Annotated in this window: 20 protein-coding genes and 1 tRNA gene; 12 read left to right on the forward strand and 9 right to left on the reverse strand. The window is 72.9% G+C overall.

All coding sequences use genetic code 11. The features are described from left to right. Positions 1-121 precede the first annotated feature (121 nt). The 3 genes from RZ50_RS01660 (at position 122) to RZ50_RS01670 (ending at position 2,782) form a co-directional block, all read left to right on the forward strand. Entirely contained in the window at positions 122-1,039 is a 918-nt protein-coding gene (locus RZ50_RS01660) for an ABC transporter ATP-binding protein (RefSeq protein ID WP_196950433.1), read from the forward strand. Positions 1,040-1,112: 73 nt separating this feature from the next. Continuing rightward, a complete protein-coding gene (locus RZ50_RS01665; RefSeq protein WP_254801949.1) occupies positions 1,113-2,252 on the forward strand; it encodes an ABC transporter permease in 1,140 nt (379 codons plus the stop codon). 125 nt (positions 2,253-2,377) lie between these two features. Next, positions 2,378-2,782, forward strand: a complete 405-nt coding sequence (locus tag RZ50_RS01670; RefSeq protein ID WP_196950434.1) for a globin — start codon at positions 2,378-2,380, stop codon at positions 2,780-2,782. A gap of 224 nt (positions 2,783-3,006) precedes the next feature. Here the strand turns inward: RZ50_RS01670 and RZ50_RS01675 are convergent, their stop codons facing one another. The 5 genes from RZ50_RS01675 to RZ50_RS01695 form a co-directional block, all read right to left on the reverse strand. Then, positions 3,007-3,699, reverse strand: coding sequence for a hypothetical protein (locus RZ50_RS01675; protein WP_196947115.1), 693 nt, complete (start codon positions 3,697-3,699; stop codon positions 3,007-3,009). A gap of 45 nt (positions 3,700-3,744) precedes the next feature. Then, the gene (locus RZ50_RS01680; protein WP_196947116.1) at positions 3,745-4,239 is read right to left on the reverse strand and encodes a thioesterase family protein; all 495 of its coding nucleotides are present in this window, start codon (positions 4,237-4,239) and stop codon (positions 3,745-3,747) included. 127 nt (positions 4,240-4,366) lie between these two features. Beyond that, the gene (gene ettA, locus RZ50_RS01685; protein ID WP_196947117.1) at positions 4,367-6,031 is read right to left on the reverse strand and encodes an energy-dependent translational throttle protein EttA; all 1,665 of its coding nucleotides are present in this window, start codon (positions 6,029-6,031) and stop codon (positions 4,367-4,369) included. Between the two features lie 403 nt (positions 6,032-6,434). Then, a complete protein-coding gene (locus RZ50_RS01690) occupies positions 6,435-7,907 on the reverse strand; it encodes a Cys-Gln thioester bond-forming surface protein (RefSeq protein WP_196947118.1) in 1,473 nt (490 codons plus the stop codon). 353 nt (positions 7,908-8,260) lie between these two features. Beyond that, positions 8,261-8,845 carry a single-stranded DNA-binding protein gene (locus tag RZ50_RS01695; RefSeq protein WP_308271172.1) on the reverse strand — a complete coding sequence of 195 codons (585 nt, stop codon included), beginning with the start codon at positions 8,843-8,845 and terminating at the stop codon, positions 8,261-8,263. A 645-nt stretch (positions 8,846-9,490) separates the two neighbouring features. On the opposite strand from RZ50_RS01695, the gene RZ50_RS01700 reads away from it, so the two are divergent. Beyond that, positions 9,491-9,566, forward strand: a tRNA-Arg gene (locus tag RZ50_RS01700). A gap of 249 nt (positions 9,567-9,815) precedes the next feature. Here the strand turns inward: RZ50_RS01700 and RZ50_RS01705 are convergent. Further along, positions 9,816-10,427: a TetR/AcrR family transcriptional regulator gene (locus RZ50_RS01705; protein ID WP_196947120.1), complete on the reverse strand. Its 612-nt coding sequence runs from the start codon at positions 10,425-10,427 to the stop codon at positions 9,816-9,818. A gap of 76 nt (positions 10,428-10,503) precedes the next feature. Between RZ50_RS01705 and RZ50_RS01710 the strand changes: the two genes are divergently transcribed. From RZ50_RS01710 to RZ50_RS01720, 3 genes are all read left to right on the forward strand, one after another. Continuing rightward, entirely contained in the window at positions 10,504-11,064 is a 561-nt protein-coding gene (locus RZ50_RS01710; protein WP_196947121.1) for a GNAT family N-acetyltransferase, read from the forward strand. Between the two features lie 282 nt (positions 11,065-11,346). Next, positions 11,347-12,156, forward strand: a complete 810-nt coding sequence (locus RZ50_RS01715) for an enoyl-CoA hydratase/isomerase family protein (RefSeq protein WP_196947122.1) — start codon at positions 11,347-11,349, stop codon at positions 12,154-12,156. A gap of 85 nt (positions 12,157-12,241) precedes the next feature. Continuing rightward, positions 12,242-12,844 (forward strand): hypothetical protein, encoded by a 603-nt coding sequence (locus RZ50_RS01720; RefSeq protein WP_254801951.1) that lies wholly within the window; start codon positions 12,242-12,244, stop codon positions 12,842-12,844. 18 nt (positions 12,845-12,862) lie between these two features. Here the strand turns inward: RZ50_RS01720 and RZ50_RS01725 are convergent, their stop codons facing one another. Then, entirely contained in the window at positions 12,863-14,089 is a 1,227-nt protein-coding gene (locus RZ50_RS01725) for an acyl-CoA dehydrogenase family protein (RefSeq protein ID WP_196947123.1), read from the reverse strand. Between the two features lie 126 nt (positions 14,090-14,215). Here RZ50_RS01725 and RZ50_RS01730 point away from each other — a divergent pair, with 126 nt between their 5' ends. Beyond that, entirely contained in the window at positions 14,216-14,860 is a 645-nt protein-coding gene (locus tag RZ50_RS01730; RefSeq protein ID WP_196947124.1) for a TetR family transcriptional regulator, read from the forward strand. 169 nt (positions 14,861-15,029) lie between these two features. Beyond that, on the forward strand, positions 15,030-16,508 hold the full coding sequence (locus RZ50_RS01735; RefSeq protein WP_196947125.1) for a cellulase family glycosylhydrolase: 1,479 nt from the start codon (positions 15,030-15,032) through the stop codon (positions 16,506-16,508). Here the strand turns inward: RZ50_RS01735 and RZ50_RS01740 are convergent, their stop codons facing one another. Next, complete coding sequence (locus RZ50_RS01740) at positions 16,509-18,533, reverse strand: M3 family metallopeptidase (protein WP_308271178.1); 2,025 nt, start codon at positions 18,531-18,533, stop codon at positions 16,509-16,511. A 155-nt stretch (positions 18,534-18,688) separates the two neighbouring features. On the opposite strand from RZ50_RS01740, the gene RZ50_RS01745 reads away from it, so the two are divergent. Then, on the forward strand, positions 18,689-20,401 hold the full coding sequence (locus RZ50_RS01745; RefSeq protein ID WP_196947126.1) for a bifunctional 3'-5' exonuclease/DNA polymerase: 1,713 nt from the start codon (positions 18,689-18,691) through the stop codon (positions 20,399-20,401). Between the two features lie 32 nt (positions 20,402-20,433). On the opposite strand, the gene dhaM is transcribed toward RZ50_RS01745, so the two are convergent. Then, complete coding sequence (gene dhaM, locus RZ50_RS01750) at positions 20,434-20,829, reverse strand: dihydroxyacetone kinase phosphoryl donor subunit DhaM (protein ID WP_196947127.1); 396 nt, start codon at positions 20,827-20,829, stop codon at positions 20,434-20,436. A 147-nt stretch (positions 20,830-20,976) separates the two neighbouring features. On the opposite strand from dhaM, the gene dhaK reads away from it, so the two are divergent. Together dhaK and dhaL are read left to right on the forward strand one after the other, a co-directional pair. After that, complete coding sequence (dhaK, locus tag RZ50_RS01755; RefSeq protein ID WP_196947128.1) at positions 20,977-21,972, forward strand: dihydroxyacetone kinase subunit DhaK; 996 nt, start codon at positions 20,977-20,979, stop codon at positions 21,970-21,972. An 11-nt stretch (positions 21,973-21,983) separates the two neighbouring features. Then, positions 21,984-22,610 carry a dihydroxyacetone kinase subunit DhaL gene (gene dhaL, locus RZ50_RS01760; protein ID WP_196947129.1) on the forward strand — a complete coding sequence of 209 codons (627 nt, stop codon included), beginning with the start codon at positions 21,984-21,986 and terminating at the stop codon, positions 22,608-22,610. Positions 22,611-22,677 lie beyond the last annotated feature (67 nt).

Below are 22,677 nucleotides of genomic sequence, written 5' to 3' on the forward strand. Positions count from 1 at the left end.
GGGCCGGGCGGAATTCGACATCCGCCCGGCCCGCTTTTCTTCCCCCCTTTCCTCAGGAAATCCCCGGATTCCCTGCCGCAGGTGTGCACAAAGTCCACTAGTGGCCCTATTCTCAGGGCTCATGACTGCTGCTATATCCGCTGACGGCGTCCGTCAGCGGTACGGGGATGTGCAGGCCGTCGACGGGGTGTCCCTCACCGTTGAGGCCGGCGAGTTCTACGGGATCCTGGGCCCCAACGGCGCCGGGAAGACCACCACCATGGAGATCCTGGAAGGGGTCCGCAAACCCGACGAGGGCCGGGTCGAGCTGCTGGGGATGGCCCCCTGGCCCCGCAATCCGAAACTGCTGCCGCGCATCGGCGTGCAGTTCCAGGCCTCCGCTTTCTTCCGGAAACTGACGGCCCGGGAGACGATCCGCACCTTCGCGTCGTTCTACGGGGTCGGCCCCAAGCGGGCCGATGCGATGCTGGAGCGGGTCGGCCTCGCCGACAAGGCCGAGGCCCTCACCGAGAAGATGTCCGGCGGACAGGCCCAGCGCCTGTCGATCGCCTGCGCGCTGGCCCACGACCCGGAGCTCGTCTTCCTGGACGAGCCCACCACCGGCCTCGACCCGCAGGCCCGCCGCAACCTGTGGGACCTGCTGCGGGACATCAACGCCGAAGGCCGTACGGTCGTCCTGACCACCCATTACCTGGACGAGGCCGAGGTGCTCTGCGACCGGGTCTCGATCATGGACCACGGCCGGATCCTGCACACCGGCGCCCCGGCGGCCCTGATCCGCGAGATCGACGACACCGTCCGGATCAGCGTCGCCTCCGGCCAACTGCCGGTCGAGCGGGCCCGCGAGCTGCTCACCGCGGCCGGCGCCGACATCGCCACCCTGGAGGACGACACCGTCTCGCTCTCCGTCTCCACCCGCCTCCCGGCCCCGGTGCTCAGCGTCCTGGCCGAGCAGAACGCGCTGCGCGGCCTCGAAGTGCGCGGCGCCACCCTGGAGGACGTCTTCCTCCAGCTGACCGGACGGGAGTTCCGCGCATGAGCGAGCGAAGCAGGCGAATCATCAAGAGGTGCGCATGGGCGAATGCCCCTGCCGAGCGAAGCGAGGCGGGCGCATGAGTACGAGCACCGAGCCGAAGGCCTCCGCCCGGGGCGGCGGTCCGACCGGCGACGCCGGAGGGCGGGACCGGGTCAGCGCGTTCTGGAGCCTGTCCCGCGCGATGCTGCTCGGCATGAAGCGCGACCGCACCGCGACCTTCTTCATCCTGCTGTTCCCGCTGGTGTTCCTGGTGTTCTTCGGCAGCATGACCAAGGGCTCGGGCAGCCCGCACGCCAAGGTGGCGCAGGTCGGCGCGGTGAAGCTGTTCGACTCGATCCAGGGCGAGGAGCGGGTCGGGCTGGACAAGGTCCTCACCATCACCAGGACCGACGACGAGGCCGCCACGCTGGAGAAGGTCCGCAAGGGCGACTACGACGCGCTGATCAAGCAGGGCCCGGACGGCAAGGTCGAGCTGCGCTTCACCGCCGCCGACACCGTCCGCGCGGGCGCGCTCCAGGGCATCGTCGACTCGGTGGTCCAGAACGCCAACCAGGCGGCCACCGGCCAGAAGCCGGCCTACGTGCTGGACGCCCAGCAGGTCGAGGACAAGTCGCTCAAGCCGATCCAGTTCCTCACCCCCGGCCTGCTCGGCTGGGCCGTCGCCACCGGCGCGGTGTTCGGCGCCGCGCTGACCCTGGTCAACTGGCGCAAGACCAAGCTGCTGCGCCGACTGCGGCTGGCCCCGATCAGCGCCGGCACCGTGGTCAGCTCCCGGATCCTGGTCTCGCTGCTGACCGCGTTCCTCCAGACCGCCGTCTTCCTGGTGGTCGCGACCAGCTTCTTCGGGCTCAAGCTCACCGGCAACTGGTGGCTGGTGCTCCCGCTGGTGGCCTGCGCGACGCTCGCCTTCATGTCGATCGGCCTGCTGGCCGGGTCGGTCGCCAAGACCGAGGAGGCGGCGAACGGCATCTCCCAGGTCATCGTGCTGCCGATGTCCTTCCTGTCCGGCTCGTTCTTCCCGATGGACGGCGCTCCGAGCTGGCTGCAGGCCGTCTCCAAGGTCATGCCGCTGCACTACCTGGTCGAGACCGCACAGTCGGTGCTGACCCGCGGCGGCGGCGTCATGGACGCCCTGCCCACCATGGGCGGACTGCTGCTCTTCGCGGCCGTGCTCACCGGGCTCGCCTGGAAGCTGTTCAAGTGGGAGGACGCCTGACCGTCCTCCGCTGATTCCCGAGCCCTGAGCACCTGAGCCCCGGGCCCTGGATCGGACAGGCCCGACGGGGTCGTACGCCTTTGGTCCCGGTGTACGACCCCGTCGGCGTCTGCGACCATGGTCGGGTGACAGAGATCCGGCGAGGCACGTTCAGCGAGGAGACCTTCTTCGACCAGGTCGGCGGCGAACCGACCTTCCGCCGACTGGCCCGGCGGTTCTACGAAGGCATCGCCGAGGACGAGTTGCTGCGGCCGATGTACCCCGAGGAGGACCTCGGCCCGGCCGAGGAGCGGATGGCGCTGTTCCTGATGCAGTACTGGGGCGGCCCGCGCACCTACAGCGAGCGTCGCGGCCACCCTCGGCTGCGGATGCGGCACGCACCGTTCAAGGTCGACAAGGCCGCGCACGACGCCTGGCTGACCCACATGGGAGCCGCCGTACGGAGTCTGGAGCTCCCGGCCGACCACGAGCGGCAGCTGCTGGACTACCTGACCTACGCCGCCGCCTCGATGATCAACACCCCGGGCTGAGACGCCGCTCGCCGGACAGGGCCTGGGCCTGTCTTCGAACTCCCGTCGTCCGCCCGGAGGGCGGGCGGGGCGGCGTTGGGGTGCGTGCATCGCAAGGCGGAGGAGGGAGCCACTGCGGTGGGGGCACCTCCCGGCCGAAGGCTGGGGGCCATTGGCGACCGACGACAACGCGGCGAGGTGCGTGCCCCAACGCCGCCCCGCAGACGCGAGTTCGAAGACAGGCCCTAGCGGATCGGGCTGAGCCCGAGCCCCGCCCCCGGCGCGGCAGCGGTCCGCACCACCACCGAGCCCGCCGGGGCGCTCAACCGCAGCCAGCCGCCCGCCCGGTGCACGGTGAGCGGGGCGCCCGGCCTCAGGAAGCCGATCACGTACGCGGCGTGCACCGCCCGCAGTGGCAGCTCCGGCAGCACGCCGACCGGGCGGGACCAGATCTCGTCCGCCAGGGCGTCCAGCACCGCGCGGCTGCGGTGGTGCTCCGGGACGGCCTCGCTGCGCTCGCGGAACTCCCGCACTCCGGCCATCAGTTCCGGGTACACCTCGGCCACCGGCGGGGCCCCGACCGGCCGCCAGCCGGCCCGCGGCGGCAGCAGCCCGGCCCAGGACGGGCCGGTCACCGGCGTGGGCAGCGCGACGGTACCCGCCTCGGCGTCCACGCCGTCCAGCAGCTGGCCCGCGGAGACCGTCAGGTCGACCGGCTCGTCCAGGTCGTCCAGCCGGGCGGTACGGATCACCAGCGCGCCCGAACCGCCCAGCGGCAGCCGGCCGAAGACCGCCAGCACGCCGTCCTCCCCCGCCGGCGCCACCGCCCGCAGTCGCACGGCCGCCGCCTTGTCGAAGCGCAGCAGGCGCAGCAGGAAGGCGGAGAGGTCGGCGGCCTCCCCGGCATCGGTCAGGGCGAGGCGGGCGGTGGTGGTCAACGCAGGTCAGCTCGAATCGGTTCGCGGATCCTCGGACGTGGACGTTCAGACTGCCGCGACGGCCGCCGGCTCTTCCACGGCCGGCCTTTCCGCGGCCGGCTTCTCCACGGCGGAGGCGGGCTCGTCCATGAAGCGGGACAGGAACTCCCGCTCGATCGGCGAGATCCGGCGCGGACGGCCCTCGGCCAGGTCGTAGGGCACGACCACGGTGGAGGCCCGGACGTACACCGTCTCGCTGCCGTCCTCGTGGACGTCCTTGATGTCGTAGGAGACGGTCAGCGAGGCGCCGCCGATGTGGGTCACCCGGGTCTCGATGGTCACCGGCTCCGGCCGGTGCACCAGCGGGCGCTTGTAGTCGATCTCGTGGCGGGCCACCACCGAGCCGCCCGCGAACTCCCCGGCACCGGCCTCGGCGGCCTGGGTGAACATGAAGTCGATCCGGGCCTCCTCCAGGTAGCGCAGGAAGACCACGTTGTTGACGTGCCCGAAGGCGTCCATGTCGGACCAGCGCAGCGGGCAGGCGTAGATGTGGCGAGCCACGGGAGTTCTCCTCGGTGTCCGGTCGCCCGCCGTCGCCGTTCCCGGCGGCGGCCGGCGGTGGCGGCGGGCCGCGGCCCGGCAGGCCGCCCCGTGGAGCAGTCTGCCGGGCCGTCGTGACGGCTGGGTGTCAGCCCCGGGTCAGCTTCTTGTACGTGGCCCGGTGCGGACGGGCGGCGTCGGCGCCGAGCCGCTCGATCTTGTTCTTCTCGTACGACTCGAAGTTGCCCTCGAACCAGAACCACTTGCTCTCGCCCTCGTAGGCGAGGATGTGGGTGGCCACTCGGTCCAGGAACCAGCGGTCGTGGGAGATGACCACGGCGCAGCCGGGGAACTCCAGCAGGGCGTTCTCCAGCGAGGAGAGCGTCTCGACGTCGAGGTCGTTGGTGGGCTCGTCGAGGAGCAGCAGGTTGCCGCCCTGCTTGAGGGTGAGCGCCAGGTTCAGACGGTTGCGCTCACCACCGGAGAGCACGCCGGCCGGCTTCTGCTGGTCCGGGCCCTTGAAGCCGAAGGCCGACACGTAGGCGCGGGACGGCATCTCGACCTGGCCGACGTTGATCCAGTCCAGACCGTCGGAGACGACCTCCCAGAGGGTCTTCTTCGGGTCGATGTTGGCGCGGGTCTGGTCGACGTAGCTGATCTTGACGGTGTCGCCGACCTTGACCGTGCCGCTGTCCGGGGTCTCCAGGTCCTGGAGCATCTTGAACAGGGTGGTCTTGCCGGCGCCGTTCGGGCCGATGATGCCGACGATGCCGTTGCGCGGCAGGGTGAAGCTCAGGTCGTCGATCAGGACCTTCTCACCGAAGGCCTTGTTGAGGTTCTCGACCTCGATGACGATGTTGCCCAGGCGCGGGCCCGGCGGAATCTGGATCTCCTCGAAGTCCAGCTTCCGCATCTTGTCGGCCTCGGCCGCCATCTCCTCGTAGCGGGCGAGGCGGGCCTTGGACTTGGCCTGGCGGCCCTTGGCGTTGGAGCGGACCCACTCCAGCTCTTCCTTGAGACGCTTGGCGCGCTTGGCGTCCTTCTGCCCCTCGACCTTGAGACGGGACTGCTTGGTCTCCAGGTAGGTGGAGTAGTTGCCCTCGTAGCCGATGGCGCGGCCGCGGTCGAGCTCCAGGATCCAGCCGGCCACGTTGTCCAGGAAGTACCGGTCGTGGGTGACGGCCACGACGGTGCCCTTGTACTTGGCCAGGTGCTGCTCCAGCCAGTTCACCGACTCGGCGTCCAGGTGGTTGGTGGGCTCGTCGAGCAGCAGCAGGTCGGGGGCCTCCAGCAGCAGCTTGCAGAGCGCGACGCGGCGCTTCTCGCCACCGGAGAGCTTGGTGACCGCCCAGTCGCCGGGCGGGCAGCCCAGGGCGTCCATGGCCTGCTCCAGCTGGGCGTCCAGGTCCCAGGCCTCGGCGTGGTCCAGCTCCTCCTGGAGCTTGCCCATCTCGTCGAGCAGCGCGTCCGAGTAGTCGGTCGCCATCAGCTCGGCGATCTCGTTGAAGCGGTCGAGCTTCCCCTTGATCTCCTTGACGCCGTCCTGGACGTTCTCCAGGACCGTCTTGGACTCGTCCAGCGGCGGCTCCTGGAGCAGCATGCCGACGGTGAAGCCGGGCGAGAGGAAGGCGTCGCCGTTGGAGGGCTGCTCCAGGCCGGCCATCATCTTCAGCACGGTGGACTTACCCGCACCGTTGGGGCCCACGACGCCGATCTTCGCTCCGGGGAGGAAGCTGAGCGTCACGTCGTCAAGGATGACCTTGTCTCCGTGAGCCTTGCGCACCTTGCGCATCGTGTAGATGTATTCCGCCACGTGAGATCGCTCCGGCGTCGTCGGGAGTAATTCGGCTTGCAGCCTTCCATTGTGCCGCACCGGGCCCGGAGGCCCGAATCGCGCAGGTGACCCTGCGGGGGTATCCGGAACGGCACCGCGCCGCCGACCGCCGGTCACGCACCGCCCGGGCGTCGGCCGCCCGTTGCCCCGGGGGCGCTCCCCCTTCACCCGCAGCCCCTCCGGCCCGGAGACGGCGAAGGCCCGGCTCCCCGCAGCGGGTGCGGGGAGCCGGGCCGGGTGCCGCGCTCAGGGCCTCGGGAGGTCGGTGCCTCCCGGACCGCTCAGGCGGCTCGGGCACGCTCGGGGCGCTCGGTGAACCTCAGGCACCTCGGGCGCCTCAGGTGTCTCGGACGCCTCGGGCGACTCGGGTGCCTCGGGCGACTCAGGCGGTGGCGCGGCCGTGGCGGCCGCGACGGCGCAGGACGAAGACCGCGGCGCCACCGGCCACGACCAGGCCACCGGCGACGGCGGCGACGATCGGGGTCGAGTCATTGGCACCGGTCTGGGCCAGGCCACCGGTGCCCGGAGCGGCGCTGGTGGTCGACGGGGCCGGCTGGCCGGCGGCGCTGCTCGGGGTGCCCGACGGGGTGCCCGACGGCGTTCCGGCCGACGGGGTGCCGGCCGACGGGGTGCCGGTCGACGCCGGGGTGGACGGGCCCGAGCTCGGGGTCGTGCTGGTCACGGTCTTGCAGTCGAGCACGCCCTGGAACTGGCGGCTGTAGCCGTTCGGGCCGGTGACGGTGATGTCGTAAGCGGTCTTCTCCGCGACCTGGACGAGCACACTCTCGGTCTTGCCCGGCTGGACGGTCAGCTGCTGCTTGCCGACCGTGACGGCGCCGGCCTCGTCACCGCCGTTGGTGACGGAGACCCGCACGCCGTTGTTCACGCACTCGACCTTGGCGGTGCTGTCGATCAGCGCGCCCTTGCCCTGCTGCCAGGTGGCCTTGGCCGTGGCGGCGACGCTGACCTTGCTGGAGCCGGCCAGGATCATGGTCTGGCTGTGCTTGGCCGCGGTGTAGCCCTTGCTGAGGAAGACGCGGCCGCTGGGCACGGCGGTCTCGACGTTGGCGTTGAGGACGACGGAGCCGTCCGGGGTCCCGGCCGGGACGTCCAGGAACAGCTGGGTGTCCTTGGCGATCGGACCGGCCAGGGTGGCACCGACCGGCTTGCCGTCCTTGTCCACCAGCTTGGCCTTGTCGGCGGCGGGGCCCGAGACGGCCAGCTTCACCTCGGCGGCGCTGGAGTTGAGGGTGAACGGGCCGAGCTTGCCGCCGGACTTGCCGGATACGGAGTCCGGGGTGAAGCTCAGCGAGGGCTTGGGCTCGGCGGCGACACCCTTGTTGGCCTCGCCGACCAGGTAGTCCCGCAGCTTCTTGGCGTTCTGGCTGCGCGGGGTGGCGTTCTTGTTGTCCGAGAACTTCCAGATCGCGGACTGGGTGCCCGCGGCGGCGTCCTCATCGCTGAGGCTGTCGGCGTCGACCCCGATGGCCTTGGCCAGCGCGGCCTTCTTGACCTGCGGGTAGGAGTTCTCCAGGATCCAGCGGATCTTGGAGGCGGCCGACGCGCGCTCCGGCTTGCCGAGGGAGCTGGAGGACCAGTCGGACTCCTGGTACTCGATCGCCTTCGTGATGTCCACCGGGAAGCCGAAGTCGATGCAGTAGGTCTGCAACTGGCCGCCGGCGGTCGTGAGGGTGAACAGACCGGCGTCGACGGCCCCCTTGCCCTCGACATCGACCTTCTCGCCGAGCATCGTCGGCTGGACCACTGCGGCCACACCCGAAGCCGGGGTGTCCGCCGCGGCCGCCGCACCGGCCGCGAACAGGCCTCCGCCCAGCGCCAAGCTGGTCGTGAGCATGACAGTGGTTATGCGGGACAGACTCCGCCCCTGCCTCTGGAACATCTGGGATCCCTCCGGGTCAGGCCACACGATGGGCAGCCCGCCGACTTGCCGTGCCGCGCGTGCCCCCTGTGGCACCGCTGCGGGGTATGAACCAGACGAATCCTATTGAGCCTCAGAGGCCCGGAACCCCCCATGCGAAATCAGGACGATTCCGTATCTGGATCGTTATCAATCCCCTCAGGTCCCACACATGTTGACGATCAACCAGAATCCCTCCGCCGCTTTCCGTAATCCGGTCGAGATTGCGCGTGCGGGCGCAACAGCCTTCTCGACCAACATATTTGTCGACAGGTAAGGTCACCGACCCGTCACTCCGGCATCGCCTGCTCTTCACCCCCGATCTCCCGCTCGGACACCCCGCCCCACTCCCCCGGCAGCGGCCGCCCGCCCGGCGGAAGCTCCGGCAGCCGGGGCGCACCGGCCACCGCCGCGGCCTTGCGCGCCTCCAGCGCGTTCACGATCCAGTCGGGCACCGGCTCGCTCCCGGTCTCCGCCCCGACGGGCCCCGCACCGCCCGGCGGTTGCCCGCGCACCCCCGTCGCCCAACGGAACGCCGAGGTGCCGCGGGTGAGATCGTGCCCGACCGACCGGGCGTCGATCTCGGCCCGGCTGCGCTTCGCCTCGCCCTCCGTCCACTCCCGCACCTTCAGCCGGCCGCTCACCAGCACCGGGTCCCCCTTGGCCAGCGAGCCGATCAGGTTCACCGCGAGCGCCCGCCAGGCCGTCACCGTCAGCCACTGCGTCTCGCCGTCCACCCAGCACTCGCGCTGCCGGTCGTACCGGCGCTCGGTGCAGCCGAGCCGGAAGTTCGCCATCGGCACCCCGCCGGAGGTTTCCCCGTAGCTCACCTCCGTCGCGACATTGCCGAGCACCGTGACATGCGTCTCGTTCACAGCCCACTCTCCGTTCTCGCCGATGCACCGTACGGAATCGACCGGTGCGAGTTGAGAGTGCGCCCTGAAGGAAATCCCGGCCATCGCGTTCCGAAATCCTGTGGATAACTCCTGGACAACTCGGCCCTGTGGAAAACCGCCGTCACCCGCAGGGGTGAATTTCAGCCTTCATACACCGCCAAGCCGCCAGTTCTTCGCGGCCATGACAACAAACCGGCCGCTAGACGACCCCTCCGAGCCTGCCGAGGAACGTCCGCCGGGAGCCGTCCACCCACGTCATCCGACCGCGACAAGCCGAATACGACCCCCCACCCGCGTCGGTGGCGGCACTTTCTCCGTGCCGAATCCATAACGGGTGAGGAGGCAGCCCCGTAACGACTGCACAACGTCCGGCGCGGAACACTGCCAGACCGCTGCACTCACGGCCTTCACCTGCGATTATCGGACCGCTCCACCGAACCGACACACCAACGACGGTGTCGTCACACCCGGCCAAGGAACTGGACACCCTTATCCTGTCCCCGACAGGGCGAGGGTCCACCAACCCCCACCCTCCCCCTCAGGCACGGGGCCGGACAGCGCGCGCCCCGGCGCACGTCGCCCGATCCCGGCCACGGTCGCGCCCATCCGGGCGCAGCCCGTCCCGCCCCCATAGCTCAGCGGATAGAGCACCCGCCTTCTAAGCGGTAGGTCGCAGGTTCGAATCCTGCTGGGGGCGCCACCCTGCAATTCCGCAGGCCGTCGCACCGGCGAACACTTTCCGTGTCCGTTCCGGACCTCCCGGTAATACACACTCGCCGCACATAACCCGTGACAATGCGTGTCGTGCCCATCGCGAAAAACCGGGGCCAAATCGGAACAACCGGAATTCCCGGCGAAATCCCCCGCCCGAACGGACCGGAAGCCGCCCGGACCCGCCGGGCCGCCCGAAACGGGGCCCCGACCCGCCAGGACCACCCGAAACGGCCGCCTAACCGGCCAGGCCGGCCAGATAGGCGTCGATCAGCGCGATCTGCCGCGCGGGCGGGAACTCCCCGGGGGCGAACAGCGACTGCACCACCAGCCCCAGCACGAAGGCCTGCGCGCCCGCCGCGAGCTCGGCCGGGTCGGCCCCCGCCGGGAGCTCCCCGAGCCGCTGGGCGTCCGCGACGTGCTCCGTGAGCCGCACCCGCGAGCGGGCGTAGCGCCCCGCGTGCGCGGCCGCCAGCTCCGGGTCGGCCAGGGCGACGTCCCAGGAGCCGACCCAGATCCGGTTGCCGTCCGCGGTCGCCTCGTCCAGCGGCAGCACGTCGAGCAGCGAGGCCCGCAGCCGGGCCAGCCCGGCGGGCGGCGGCGGGGTGCCGTCGGCGGGGGCGAGCCGCCGGGGCCGGTCGGTCGAGCGCCGGTCGAGCTCCTCCAGCGCATGGCTCAGCAGCGCCCGCTTGTTCGGGAAGTAGTGCGTCAACAGTCCGGTGGAGGCGCCCAGTTCGGCCGCCACCGCCCGCAGGGTCAGCCCTTCGAAGCCCCGGGTGGAGAGCACTCGCCACACCCCCTCGGAGACCTCCGAGCGGCGGGCGTCATGGTCTCCACGGGCTGGCGTCATGGGGGCTATCGTACATACCAAACGTTTGTTATGAATGGTTTCGACCAACCCGTGCACCACCCCGAAAGGCCCGCCCGTGTTTTCCGTACCCCTCACCGAGAACGCCGACCTGCGCCCGCTGGAGCCGTGGCAGGCCCCCGAGTTCCTGGCGCACCTCGACCGCGCCCGCGCCCACACCGACCCGTGGATCCCGTGGGCCACCTTCTCCACCGACCTGGACTCGGCCCGCGCCACCCTGCAGCGCTACGCCGAGGGCCAGGCCGCCGACGAGCGCCGGATCTACGGCATCTGGCGGGACGGCACGCTGGTCGGCGGCGTCATGTTCGTGCACTTCAGCACCAAGACCGGCAACTGCGAGATCGGCGCCTGGACGGAGCCGGCCGGTGAGGGCGGCGGGCTGATCACCACCGCCGTCCGGCAGCTGCTCGACTACGCCTTCGTCACCCGCGGCCTGCACCGCGCCGAGTGGTGGTGCTCCTCCGTCAACGACCGCAGCCGGGCGGTGGCCAAGCGGGTCGGCATGACGCTGGACGGCACCCTGCGCGAGTGGTTCCTGTACAACGGGGTCCGCCACGACAAGGAGATCTGGGCGATCCTCGCCCCGGAGTGGGCCGCCGCCAAGGCCGACCGGGCCTGACGCGGACCTGATCGCGCCTGACACGGTTCCGATCAGGCCCGACCGGGCCTGATCGGAAGGCACCGCAGGTGGCCCGCGGAAGACCCACGGAAGGCCCGCGGAAGGCCTCGGCAAGCCGCGGGGCCCGGTGGCACCCCCGTCGTCCGCCGTGCCCCGCTCCCGCACCTCCGCCGCGCAGGCCGCCCGGGTCGTACGGGCCGCCCCAGGCCGCACCCGGGCCCCCGCACGCCCCGCCGGCACCGCCTGAGAGAGTGGGCGCACCACGACCGACCGGAGGTGCGCATGGACCAGCCGCTGCTCACGCGGGACCGCTCCGCCCTGCCCGCCCAGGCCGACGGCCTGAACGCCCACGTCGGTACGGACGGCGTGGCGGTGCTGGAGTTCGACCGCCCGCACCGGCGCAACGCGGTGACCCTGGCCGTCTGGCAGGCGCTGCCCAAGGTCCTGCGGCAGCTCGCCGAGCAGGAGGGCGTGCGCGCCCTGCTGCTGACCGGAGCGGGGAACACCTTCAGCGCGGGCGCGGACATCGCCGAACTCGCCGAGGTGTACGGCGATCCGCAGCGTGCGGACGCCTACCACGCGATCAACGTGGCCGCCGAGGAGGCACTGGCGGCCTTCCCGCACCCGACGATCGCCGTGGTGCACGGCGCCTGCGTGGGCGGGGGCTGCCAACTGGCCGTCGCCTGCGACCTGCGCTTCGTCGCCGAGGACGCCCGGCTGGGGATCACCCCGGCCAAGCTCGGCGTGGTGTACCCGGCGGTGCCGACCCTGCGGCTGGCCCGGCTGGTCGGCCCGGCGCGGGCCAAGTACCTGCTGTTCTCCGGGGAGTTGGTGGCAGGCCGGGACGCGCTGCCGCTGGGCCTCGCGGAGCGGGTCCTGCCGGATGCCGAACTGGACGCCGCCGCGCTGGAGTTCGCCCGGCTGCTGACCACCCGCTCGACCCAGACCATCGGTGCGGTGAAGGCCGCGCTGGCCGCCCCGCCGGAGCACGCGGCCGAGGCGTTGGAACCCTGGGAGCGCCGCTCGCGGGAGGCGTCGGACGTGCACGAGGGCCTGGCCGCCTTCCTGGAGGGCCGCCCGCCGAGGTTCTGAGCGACCCGTCCCGGAAAATATGATCACTTCTGGAAATACGATCGTCCGTCAATCATCATCCGGACCCCGCCAGGAGCACTCCCCCATGACCACCGAGGCCACGGCCGCCCCCACCAGCCGGACGATCTGGGCACGCCGGGTCACCGACGGCGTGGAGCCGAAGAACGTCATCATCGCGGTCTGCCTGCTGATGGGCACCGTCCGCTACGGCTGGACCGGCCTCGGCTGGGCCGCCTTCGCCGCGCTGTTCGCGGCCGTCATCCCGACCCTGTTCATCCAGCGCGGCATCCGCAGGGGCACCCTGGAGGACCGCCACGTCGGCCACCGGCAGCGCCGGCTGACCGTCATCCCGTTCATCATGGGCTCGGTGCTGATCAGCTTCGCCGTGATGCTCTGGCTGGGCGCCCCCGGCGACCTGACCGCCATGGTGGCCGCGATGTTCGCCTCGCTGATCCCGATCCTGGTGATCACCGTCTGGTGGAAGGTCTCGGTGCACACCGCCGTCGCCAGCGGCGCGGCGGTGTGCCTGGGCATCGCGCTCGGCCCGCTGTGGCTGCTGCTCTACCCGCTGGTCGTGCTGATCGGCTGGTCCCGGGTGGTGCTGCGGGACCACACCACCGCGCAGACCGTCGTCGGCGCGGTGGTGGGCGCGCTCACCGCCGGGCTCACCTTCTGGGCGGCCCGGTGACCGCCGAGCGGTGGGCGGTTAGCGGATCGGCATCCCCGAGATCGCCCGGGCGATGACCAACCGCTGGATCTCGCTGGTCCCCTCGAAGATCGAGTAGATCGCACTGTCCCGGTGCATCCGCTCCACCGGGTACTCCCGGGTGAAGCCGTTGCCACCGAGGATCTGCATCGCCTGCGCGGTGACGAACTTGGCCGTCTCGCCCGCGTACAGCTTGGACATCGAGCCCTCGGCGGCGGTGAACGGCTGGTTGTTGACCGCCATCCAGGACGCCCGCCACACCAGCAGCCGGGCCGCGTCGATCCGGGTCTTCATGTCGGCGAGCTGGAACGCCACGCCCTGGTTGTCGATGATCGGACGGCCGAACTGCTCGCGGGTCCTCGCGTAGTCCAGCGCCACCTCGTACGCGGCCCGGGCGATGCCGATCGCCTGCGCGCCGACGGCCGGGCGGGAGGCCTCGAAGGTGGCCATCGCCGCGTTGCCCCTGCCGCCCGGGCGCTTGACGCCCTCGCGGGCCCGGGCCAGCCGCTCGTCCAGCTTCTCCCTGCCGCCGAGCAGGCAGCTGCCCGGCACCCGGACGCCGTCCAGCACCACCTCGGCGGTGTGCGAGGCGCGGATGCCGTGCTTCTTGAACTTCTGGCCCTGGCTCAGCCCCGGGGTGCCCGGCGGGACGACGAAGGAGGCCTGGCCCTTGGCGCCGAGCTCCGGGTCGACGGTGGCGACCACGACGTGGACGGCGGCGATCCCACCGTTGGTGGCCCAGGTCTTGGTGCCGTTCAGCACCCACTCGTCCTTGGCCTCGTCGTACACCGCCCGGGTGCGCAGCGCCGAGACGTCGGAGCCGGCGTCCGGCTCGGAGGAGCAGAAGGCGGCCACCTTGACGTCGTCCGGGGTGCCGAACATCTGCGGGGTCCAGGTGCCGATCTGCTCGTCGGTGCCGTTGGCGAGCACCGCGACGGCGGCCAGCGTGGTGCCGACGATGGACAGCCCGATGCCCGCGTCGCCCCAGAACAGCTCCTCCATGGCGATCGGGATCCCGACGCCGGAGGGGTCGAAGTACTGCTGGGCGTAGAAGTCCAGCGAGTAGACGCCCAGCTTGGCGGCCTCCTGGATGATCGGCCAGGGGGTCTCCTCGCGCTCGTCCCACTCGGCCGCGGCGGGGCGGATCACGTCGGCGGCGAAGCCGTGCAGCCAGTCGCGTACGGCGAGCTGGTCCGCGCCCGGGTCCAGCGAGAACGTGCTGCTCATGGTGCTTGCCTCCGAAGAAGGTGTGCGGCCGACCAGGGTGTTACCTCCGGTAACATGCCCGGAGTCTGCTACTGATTGGTAACCGGTGTCAACGCCCACGCCACCCCAGCACCCGAGGAGCAGCGCATGTCCCGAGAGCCCCGCCGCGAGCAACTGCTCAACGCCGCCGACCGGGTCATCCAGCGCGACGGGCCGGGCGCCAGCATGAACGCCATCGCCGCCGAGGCCGGCATCACCAAGCCGATCCTCTACCGGCACTTCGGCGACCGGAACGGCCTGATCGGCGCCCTCACCGAGCGCCACACCAGCGGCCTGCTGGCCGCCATCCGGGCCGCCCTGGCCGAACCGCTGGAGCGCCGCGACCGGGTCGAGCACGTGCTGGACACCTACCTCGCCGGGATCGAGGCCCGCCCGCAGGTCTACCGGCTGCTCACCCACCCCGACCCGGGCGACCCGAGCGGCGCCGGCAGGGCCCTCGCCCCGGCACTGCGGCAGATCGCCGAGGAGATCACCCGGGCCGTCCAGAGCCAGGTCGACCTCGGCGCCGACCGCGACCTGCTCGCCGAGGCCTGGGGCCGGGGCATCACCGGCATGGTGCTGGCCGCCGGGGACTGGTGGCTGGAGACCAGACCCTGCTCCCGCACCCGCATGGTGCAGGCGCTGGCCGACCTGCTCTGGGGGCGTCTGGCCGCCGCCGCGGACCTGCCCACCGCCGTCCTGCCGACCGCCCCGGCCACCACCGCCGAGCCGTCGGGCCCGGAGGCGGACTGACCCCGGAGGCGGACCGGGCCCTGCCCGGCTCCCACCCCGAACTCCCCCTGTACGCACGACCTTGCGCGCACGACCCTTGCGCGCACAGCTCTTGCGCGCACGACCCTTGTGCCGCGCCCGGCGCCGCAGGCATCATCGGGGCCCCCACCCCCCGCCGTGCGAGGTCCCGATGCGCCTGCGCCGCACCGCCGCCGCCCTGCTGCTCGCCGCCACCGCCACGCTCACCACCACCCCGGCCGCGGCCCACGGCGGGCGGCAGGACGGCCGGGCGCACTTCCCCACCGGCACGGCCACCGCCCCGGACGGCCGCACCGCCCTCACCGACGCCCGGGGCCGCCACCTCCAACTGCGCGGCTTCAACCTCGACAAGTACGCCGAGGCCACCGAGGCCGACCTCAAGTCCCTCGCCGCCCAGGGCTTCACCCTCATCCGGCTGCCGATCTCCTGGACCAGGCTGGAGCCCGAGCGCGGCCGCCTCGACCCGGCCGAACTGCACCGGCTACAGCAACTGCTCGGCTGGGCCGACCACTTGGGCCTCCTCGTGCTGGTCGACTTCCACCAGGACGTCTACGGGCCGAAGTTCACCGGCGGAACGAACGGCATCCCCGGCTGGGCCACCCGGGACGACGGCCTGCCCTTCACCCCCGACCCTGCCGACTGGTTCGCCGGCTACTTCCAGCCCGCCGTCCAGGCCGCCTTCCGCCACCTCTACGACGACCCCGACCTGCGCGCCTGGCAGGCCGACTTCTACACCCGGCTCGCCCGCGAACTGCGCGGCCACCGCTCACTGTTGGGCTACGACCTGTTCAACGAGCCGTTCGGCCCGGTGGACGGCGACCCGAGCGACCCGGCCGTGCTCGCCGCTGCCTCCGCCGCCCTGGAGCAGGGCCGGCTCGCCGACATGTACCGCCGCCTGATCGCCGCCGTACGCCAAGTCGACTCCCGTGCCTGGCTGTTCGTCGAACCGACCGTCCTGGTCGGCCAGGGCGTGCCCACCCGGCTGCCCGGCCTCGCCGATCCGCGCCCCGGCGCACCCCGGCTCGGCTACGCCCCGCACTTCTACGACACCGCCGTGGAGAACGGCGCCGACTGGGACCCGTCCGGCGGCTTCGTGGAGCAGTACACCGCCGCGATCACCGGCTACCCCGCCGCCCACCGGCTGCCGGTCCTGGTCGGCGAGTGGGGCCCGCCGAACTCCCGCACCCCGGGCAACACCCGACTGGTCCGCCGGCAGGTCGCCGCGATGGACGGCTTCGCCGAGGGCTGGACCATGTGGTACTGGTGCCGTGGCACCGGCGGCTACTGCGCGCTCGACCCGGCCGGGCGCCCCGCCCCCGGCGACGAACCCGCCTTCGGCCCGTACCCGGTGGCCGTCGCCGGCACCGACGTCCACACGGAAGTCCGCCCGGAAGCCCCCACCGGCCCCGCCCCCGCCACCGTCCGCTGGAGTGCCGACGGCACCGGCCACGACAGCGAACTCCTCCTGCCGCCCGCCGCGTTCCCGCGCGGAGCCCGAATCGCCGTCTCCCCCGCGGACGCCCGGGTCGAGGTCGAGCAGCCCGCGGACGGACGCGCGGGAACCGTACGGATCCGGCTCCCGCACGCCCGCCCCGGCACCCCGGTGGCGGTCACGCTCACCGCGAGGTGATCAGGCCAGCCCCCGGCGGGCCAGCAGCGGCCCGGTCTCCGGCGCCCGCCCGACCACCGCGCGGAACGACTCCAGCGGATCCCGGCTGAAGCCCCGCGCCAGCAGCTCGCGCCGGAACAGCTCGCCGCTCTCCCGCACCGACCGCCCGTTGCCCTCGAACCACTGCACGGTGTCCGCGTCCAGCACCTCCGACCAGATGTACGCGTAGTACCCGGCGCTGTAGCCGCTGGCGAAGACGTGCTGGAAGTACGCCGTGCGGTAGCGCGGCGGAATGGCCGGGACGAGGAGCCCGGCCTCCGCCAGCGCCCGCTCCTCGAACTCCTCGGCGTCCGCGATCTCCCGGCCCTGCGGCACGGTGTGCCAGGCCCAGTCCAGCAGCGTCGCCGCCAGGTACTCCACCGTCCGGAAGCCCTGCCCGAAGCCCTCGGCCGCCGTCATCCGCTCGACCAGCTCGGCCGGCAGCGGCTCCCCGGTCGCGTGGTGGCGGGCGTAGTTGGCCAGCACCTCCGGCCGGACCATCCACATCTCGTTGACCTGCGAGGGGAACTCCACGAAGTCCCGGGGCACCGAGGTGCCCGCGAACAGCGGGTACTCCACGTCCGAGAACAGCCCGTGCAGCGCGTGCCCGAACTCGTGGAAGAGCGTGCGCACCTCGTCCCAGCCCAGCAGCGCCGGCTCGCCGGGCGCCGGGCGCGGGACGTTGAGGTTGTTCAGCACCACCGGCCGCCGCCCGGTCAGCCCGGACTGGCTCACCAGCTCGTCCATCCAGGCCCCGCCGCGCTTGGACGCCCGGGCGTGGAAGTCGCCGATGAACAGGCCCAGGGAGGAGCCGTCCTCCTCGAACACCTCGAAGACCCGCGCGTCCGGGTGGTGCGCCGTCAGCTCCGGCCGCTCCGTGAAGCTCAGCCCGTACGCGAGCCCCGCCGCGAAGAACACGCCGTCCCGCAGCACCCGCTCCAGCTCGAAGTACGGGCGCAGCACCGCCGTGTCCACCTGGTAGGAGCTCTGCCGGACCTTCTCCGAGTAGTACGCCCAGTCGTGCGCGGCGATCTCCTCGATGCCGTCCGCGGCCGCCACCTCGGCCAGCTCGGCGGCCTCCCGGCGGGCGTTGGCCACGGCCGGCTCCACCAGCCGGGCCAGCAGCCCGGACACCGCCTCCACCGTGCCGGCCGTCTCGTCCGCCACCACGTACGCGGCGTGGCTCGGGTGGCCCAGCAGCGCGGCCCGCTCGGCGCGCAGCCCGGCCGTCCGGATCGCCAGCGGGCCGTTCTCCTCGCCGCCCCGGGAGAGCGAGGCGGCCAGCAGCCGCTCGCGCACCGAGCGGTCGACGAGCTGGGCCAGCTCCGACTGGAGCGAGGTGTTCTTGAGGCTCAGCACGTACTTGCCCTCGTGGCCGAGCACCCGGGCGTTCTCCGCGGCCGCGGCGACCGCGTCCTCGGACAGCCCGGCCAGCTCCTCGGCGGAGTCCAGGACCAGCGCGGCGGAGCGGGTGGCGGCGTTCACGTTCTGCTGGAACGTGGTGGACAGCGCGGCCAGTTCGGAGTTCAGCTCGCGCAGCCGGGCCTGCTCGGCCCCGCCCAGCCGGGCGCCGGAGCGCACGAACGCGGTGTAGCGGCGCTCCAGCAGCCGCAGCGACTCCGGGTCCAGCCCGAGACCGGCCCGGGCCTCGTACAGCGCCTCGATCCGGGCGAACAGCTCGCGGTCCAGGTGGATCGCGTCGTGGTGGGCGGCGAGCAGCGGGCTCACCTTCGCCTCCACCTCGTCCAGCAGGTCGGTGGTGTCGGAGGCGGACTGGTTGCGGAACACCGCGTCCACCCGGCCCAGCAGCTCGCCCGAGCGCTCCAGGGCCACCAGGGTGTTCTCGAAGGTCGGCGCGGAACCGGAGCCGGTGATCGCCCCGATCTCGGCCAGCTGCTCGGCCATCCCCCGCTCGTAGGCGGGCAGGTAGTGCTCCTCGCGGATCTCCGCGTAGGGCGGCAGTTCGTAGACGAGGGGGCTGGGCGTGAAGAACGGGTTCTCGGTCACCTCGCCGACCATACGCCGTGTCATCCCCCGTGCCTACGCGGCCCCGGGCCCAATTGTCGTACCCACCGGTTAACGTCGACGGCGGACAACCGCAGGTCGCACGCCCGCACCCGCCAACCGAACACCCGACCGCCCGCCGGAGAGGAGACGCCCCCGTGGCACCCAGGACAGCCCTCGCACCCGACCCGCACGGCCCCGGCGGCCGCCTCCAGCCGCTGGACGACGCGGGCGCCCCGCTCGGCCCGCCCGAGGCCGCCGCCGACCTCGCCGCCGCCGTCGCCGCCCGGGAGGCCGCCGGGCACACCCGCTGGGTCTGGGCCGCCGCCGACTCCGGGTACGCCCCGCTGCTGCCCCGGCTGCCCGACCGGCTCTCCCGCTGCCACGACCTGCGCCTGGTCGAGGCCCTGCTGCTGGGCCACGAGGGCCGCTTCGGCGCACCCCGCTCGCTCGGCGCCGCCTGGTCCCGGCTGCGCGGCCTGCCCGTCCCCGACGACCTGCCCGAGCCCGGCCTGGCCGACGCGGACGACGGCCAGGACACCCTGTTCGCCCCCGACCGGCTGCAACTGCCGCCCGGCGCCGACCCGCTGGCCGCCGTCGTCGCCGTCCACGCCGAACAGCAGCGCCGCATCGCCGCCATCACCGACCCGGCCGCCCGGCAACGGTTCCGGCTGCTGGTCGCCGCGGAGTCGGCCGGCGCGCTGGCCGCCGCCGAGATGGCCCACGACGGCCTGCCCTGGCGCGCCGACGTCCACGACCGTCTGCTGACCGAACTGCTCGGCCCCCGCCCGACCGTCCCCGGCACCCAGCCCCGGCTGCTCGCCGACCTCGCCGTCGAGCTCCAACACGCCCTCGGCACCAAGCCGTTCAACCCCGACTCGCACACCCAGGTGCTGCGCGCCTTCGCCGAGGCCGGCATCCAGCTCGGCTCCACCCGCTCCTGGGAGCTCAAGGCCGTCGACCACCCGGCCGCCCGGCTGCTGGTCCGGTACAAGGAGCTGTCCCGGATCCACGTCGCGCACGGCTGGGCCTGGCAGGACGCCTGGGCCCGCGGCGGCCGGTTCCGGCCCGAGTACGTGGTCGGCGGCGTGGTCTCCGGCCGCTGGGCCAGCCGCGGCGGCGGCGCCCTGCAGATCCCGCGCATCCTGCGCCGCGCCGTGGTCGCCGACCCGGGCTGGCTGCTGGTGGTCGCCGACGCCGCCCAGCTGGAGCCCCGGGTGCTCGCCGCGCTCTCCCAGGACGCCGGGCTGGCCCGCACCGCGGCCGGCGGCGACCTGTACGAGGCGCTCGCCGCCAACGCCTTCCAGGGCGACCGGGACAAGGCCAAGCTCGGCCTGCTCGGCGCCATGTACGGGCAGACCAGCGGCGACATCGGCCCGCTGCTGAACACCCTGCGCCGCCGCTACCCGGCCGCGATGGGCTACGTCGAGGCCGCCGCCCGCACCGGCGAGGACGGCGGCGTGGTCGCCTCCCGGCTCGGCCGGGTCTGCCCGCCCGCCACCGCGGACTTCCTCGACCTCACCGAGGCCGACACCTCCGGCGAGGCCGGCGGCCGCACCGCCCGCGCCCGCGGCCGGTTCACCCGCAACTTCGTCATCCAGGCCAGCGCCGCCGACTGGGCGCTCGCCCTGATCGCCGCGCTGCGCCGACGGCTGGGCGGCCTTCCGGTCGCGGACCCGGCGGACCGCCCGCACCTGGTGTTCTTCCAGCACGACGAGGTGATCGTGCACACCCCGGCCAACCTGGCCGACGACGTGGCCGCCGCCGTCACCGAGGCCGCCGACGAGGCCCGGCGGCTGGTGTTCGGCGACACCCCGGTGCGCTTCCCGCTCAGCACGGCGGTGGTGGACTGCTACGCCGACGCCAAGTAGCCCACCGGCAAGCAGCCCACCGGCTCGTGCGGCTACTGCAGCTTGCGGAAGGAGCGCGCGTCCTCGGCCGCCGCGACCACCTCGGCCAGCCCCGCCCCGGTCGAGGCGGTGACGGCGGCCGCGACCGCGCCCTCCACGAACGGCGCGTCCACCAGCTTCACGCCCGGGCGCGGCTCGTCCTCCAGCACCGTCACGGCGGTGAGCACCGAACTGCCGAGGTCCGGCAGCACGACCACGCCCGCCCCGGCGTCCGCCTCCGTGATCGCCCCGGCGATCAGGTCGTAGCTGGTGCCGAGCCCGCCGTCCTCCGTACCGGCCGCGACCACCACCCGCACGGCGCCCGAGGCGAGTTCGGCGAGCAGCTCGCGCAGCCCGGCGGCCAGGGTGGCGCTGTGCGAAACCAAGACGATCCCCACACTCTCACTCATGCGGCCGACCCTACGACCCGATCCCGCTGCTCCGGGAGTGTGACCGGAAACCCGCGTGTCGCACCCCGTGCCCGCCACCCCCGTCTGGCGTAGCGTCGGAGCCAGGCTGTTGCGTCCCCACCGAGGTCACCAAGGGAGCGAAGAGCGTTGAAGAAGCTGATCAACACCCCGGAGAGCGTCCTGGAGGACGCCCTGGCCGGAGTCGCCGCCGCCCATCCCGAGCTGGCGGTCGACATCCCCAACCGGGTGATCACCCGGGCCGACCGCCCGGCCGGCCCCAAGGTCGCGCTGATCTCCGGCGGCGGCTCCGGGCACGAACCGCTGCACGGCGGCTTCGTCGGCCCCGGCATGCTCGACGCCGCCTGCCCCGGCGAGGTGTTCACCTCGCCCGTCCCGGACCAGATGCTGGCCGCCGCCAAGGCCGTGGAGAGCGGCGCCGGGGTGGTCTTCATCGTGAAGAACTACACCGGCGACGTGATGAACTTCGAGCTCGCCGCCGAACTCGCCGCCGAGGAGGGCCTGGAGGTCCGCACCGTCCTGGTCAACGACGACGTCGCGGTCGAGGACTCCACCTGGACGGCCGGGCGCCGGGGCACCGGCGCGACCGTCCTGGTCGAGAAGACGGCCGGCGCGCTGGCCGAGCGCGGCGCCCCGCTGGACGAGGTGGCCGCCCTGGGCGAGCGGGTCAACGCCGCCTCCCGCTCCTTCGCGATCGCGCTCACCGCGGCCACCGTCCCGGCCGCTGGCAAGCCCGGCTTCGACCTGCCCGAGGACGAGATCGAGGTCGGCGTCGGCATCCACGGCGAGCCCGGCCGCCGCCGCGAGAAGCTCCGCCCGGCCCGAGACCTGGCCGCCGAGGTGGTCGACACCATCCTCACCGACCACCACCTCACCCCGGGCGACGAGGTGATCGCCCTGCTCAACGGCCTCGGCGCCACCCCGCTGCTGGAGCTGTACGTCGTCTACGGCGAGGTCGCCGCCCGGCTCGCCGAGCGCGGCATCACGGTGGCCCGCAGCCTGGTCGGCAACTACGTCACCAGCCTCGACATGGCGGGCTTCTCGCTCACCCTCACCAAGGCCGACACCCAGTTGCTGGAACTGTGGGACGCCCCGGTCGACACCCCCGCCCTCAAGCGGGCCTGAGGAGGATCCCGATGGACTTCGACACCCCGCTGGCCGAGGCCTGGATCCGCGCGATCGCCGCGGCCGTCGAGAAGGAGCAGTCCCGGCTCACCGAGCTGGACTCCGCGATCGGCGACGGCGACCACGGCAGCAACCTCCAGCGCGGCTTCGCCGCCACCCTGACCGCCCTGGACGGCCTCCAGCCGACCGGCCCCGGCGCCGTCCTCACCAAGGCCGGCACCACGCTGATCTCCAAGGTCGGCGGCGCCTCCGGCCCGCTCTACGGCAAGGCCTTCCGCGCGATCGGCGCCGCCCTGCCCGAGCCCGCCGGTCCGGCCGCCCTCGCCGAGGCCCTGGCCGCCGGGCTGGACGCCGTCCGCGCCCTCGGCAAGGCCGAGCCCGGGGACAAGACCATCGTGGACGCCTGGACCCCGGCCGTCGCCGCCTTCCGCACCGCGGCCGCCGACGGCGCCGGCCTCCCCGAGGCCGCCGCGGCCGCCGCCGAGGCCGCCGAGCAGGGCGCCCTCGACACCGTCCCGCTCCAGGCCCGCAAGGGCCGCGCCTCCTACCTCGGCGAACGCAGCATCGGCCACCAGGACCCGGGCGCGACCTCCACCGCCCTCGTCTTCCGCACCCTCGCCGAGGTCACGGCCGCCTAGACCTCTCACCGCGAGGCTCCCGGGTCAGGCGCCGGGAGCCTCGCGGTGAAGCGCCCCCGGGCCGCCC

Origin of the sequence: Kitasatospora sp. SUK 42 (genome assembly GCF_015776785.2) — a bacterium.
Classification (GTDB): domain Bacteria; phylum Actinomycetota; class Actinomycetes; order Streptomycetales; family Streptomycetaceae; genus Kitasatospora.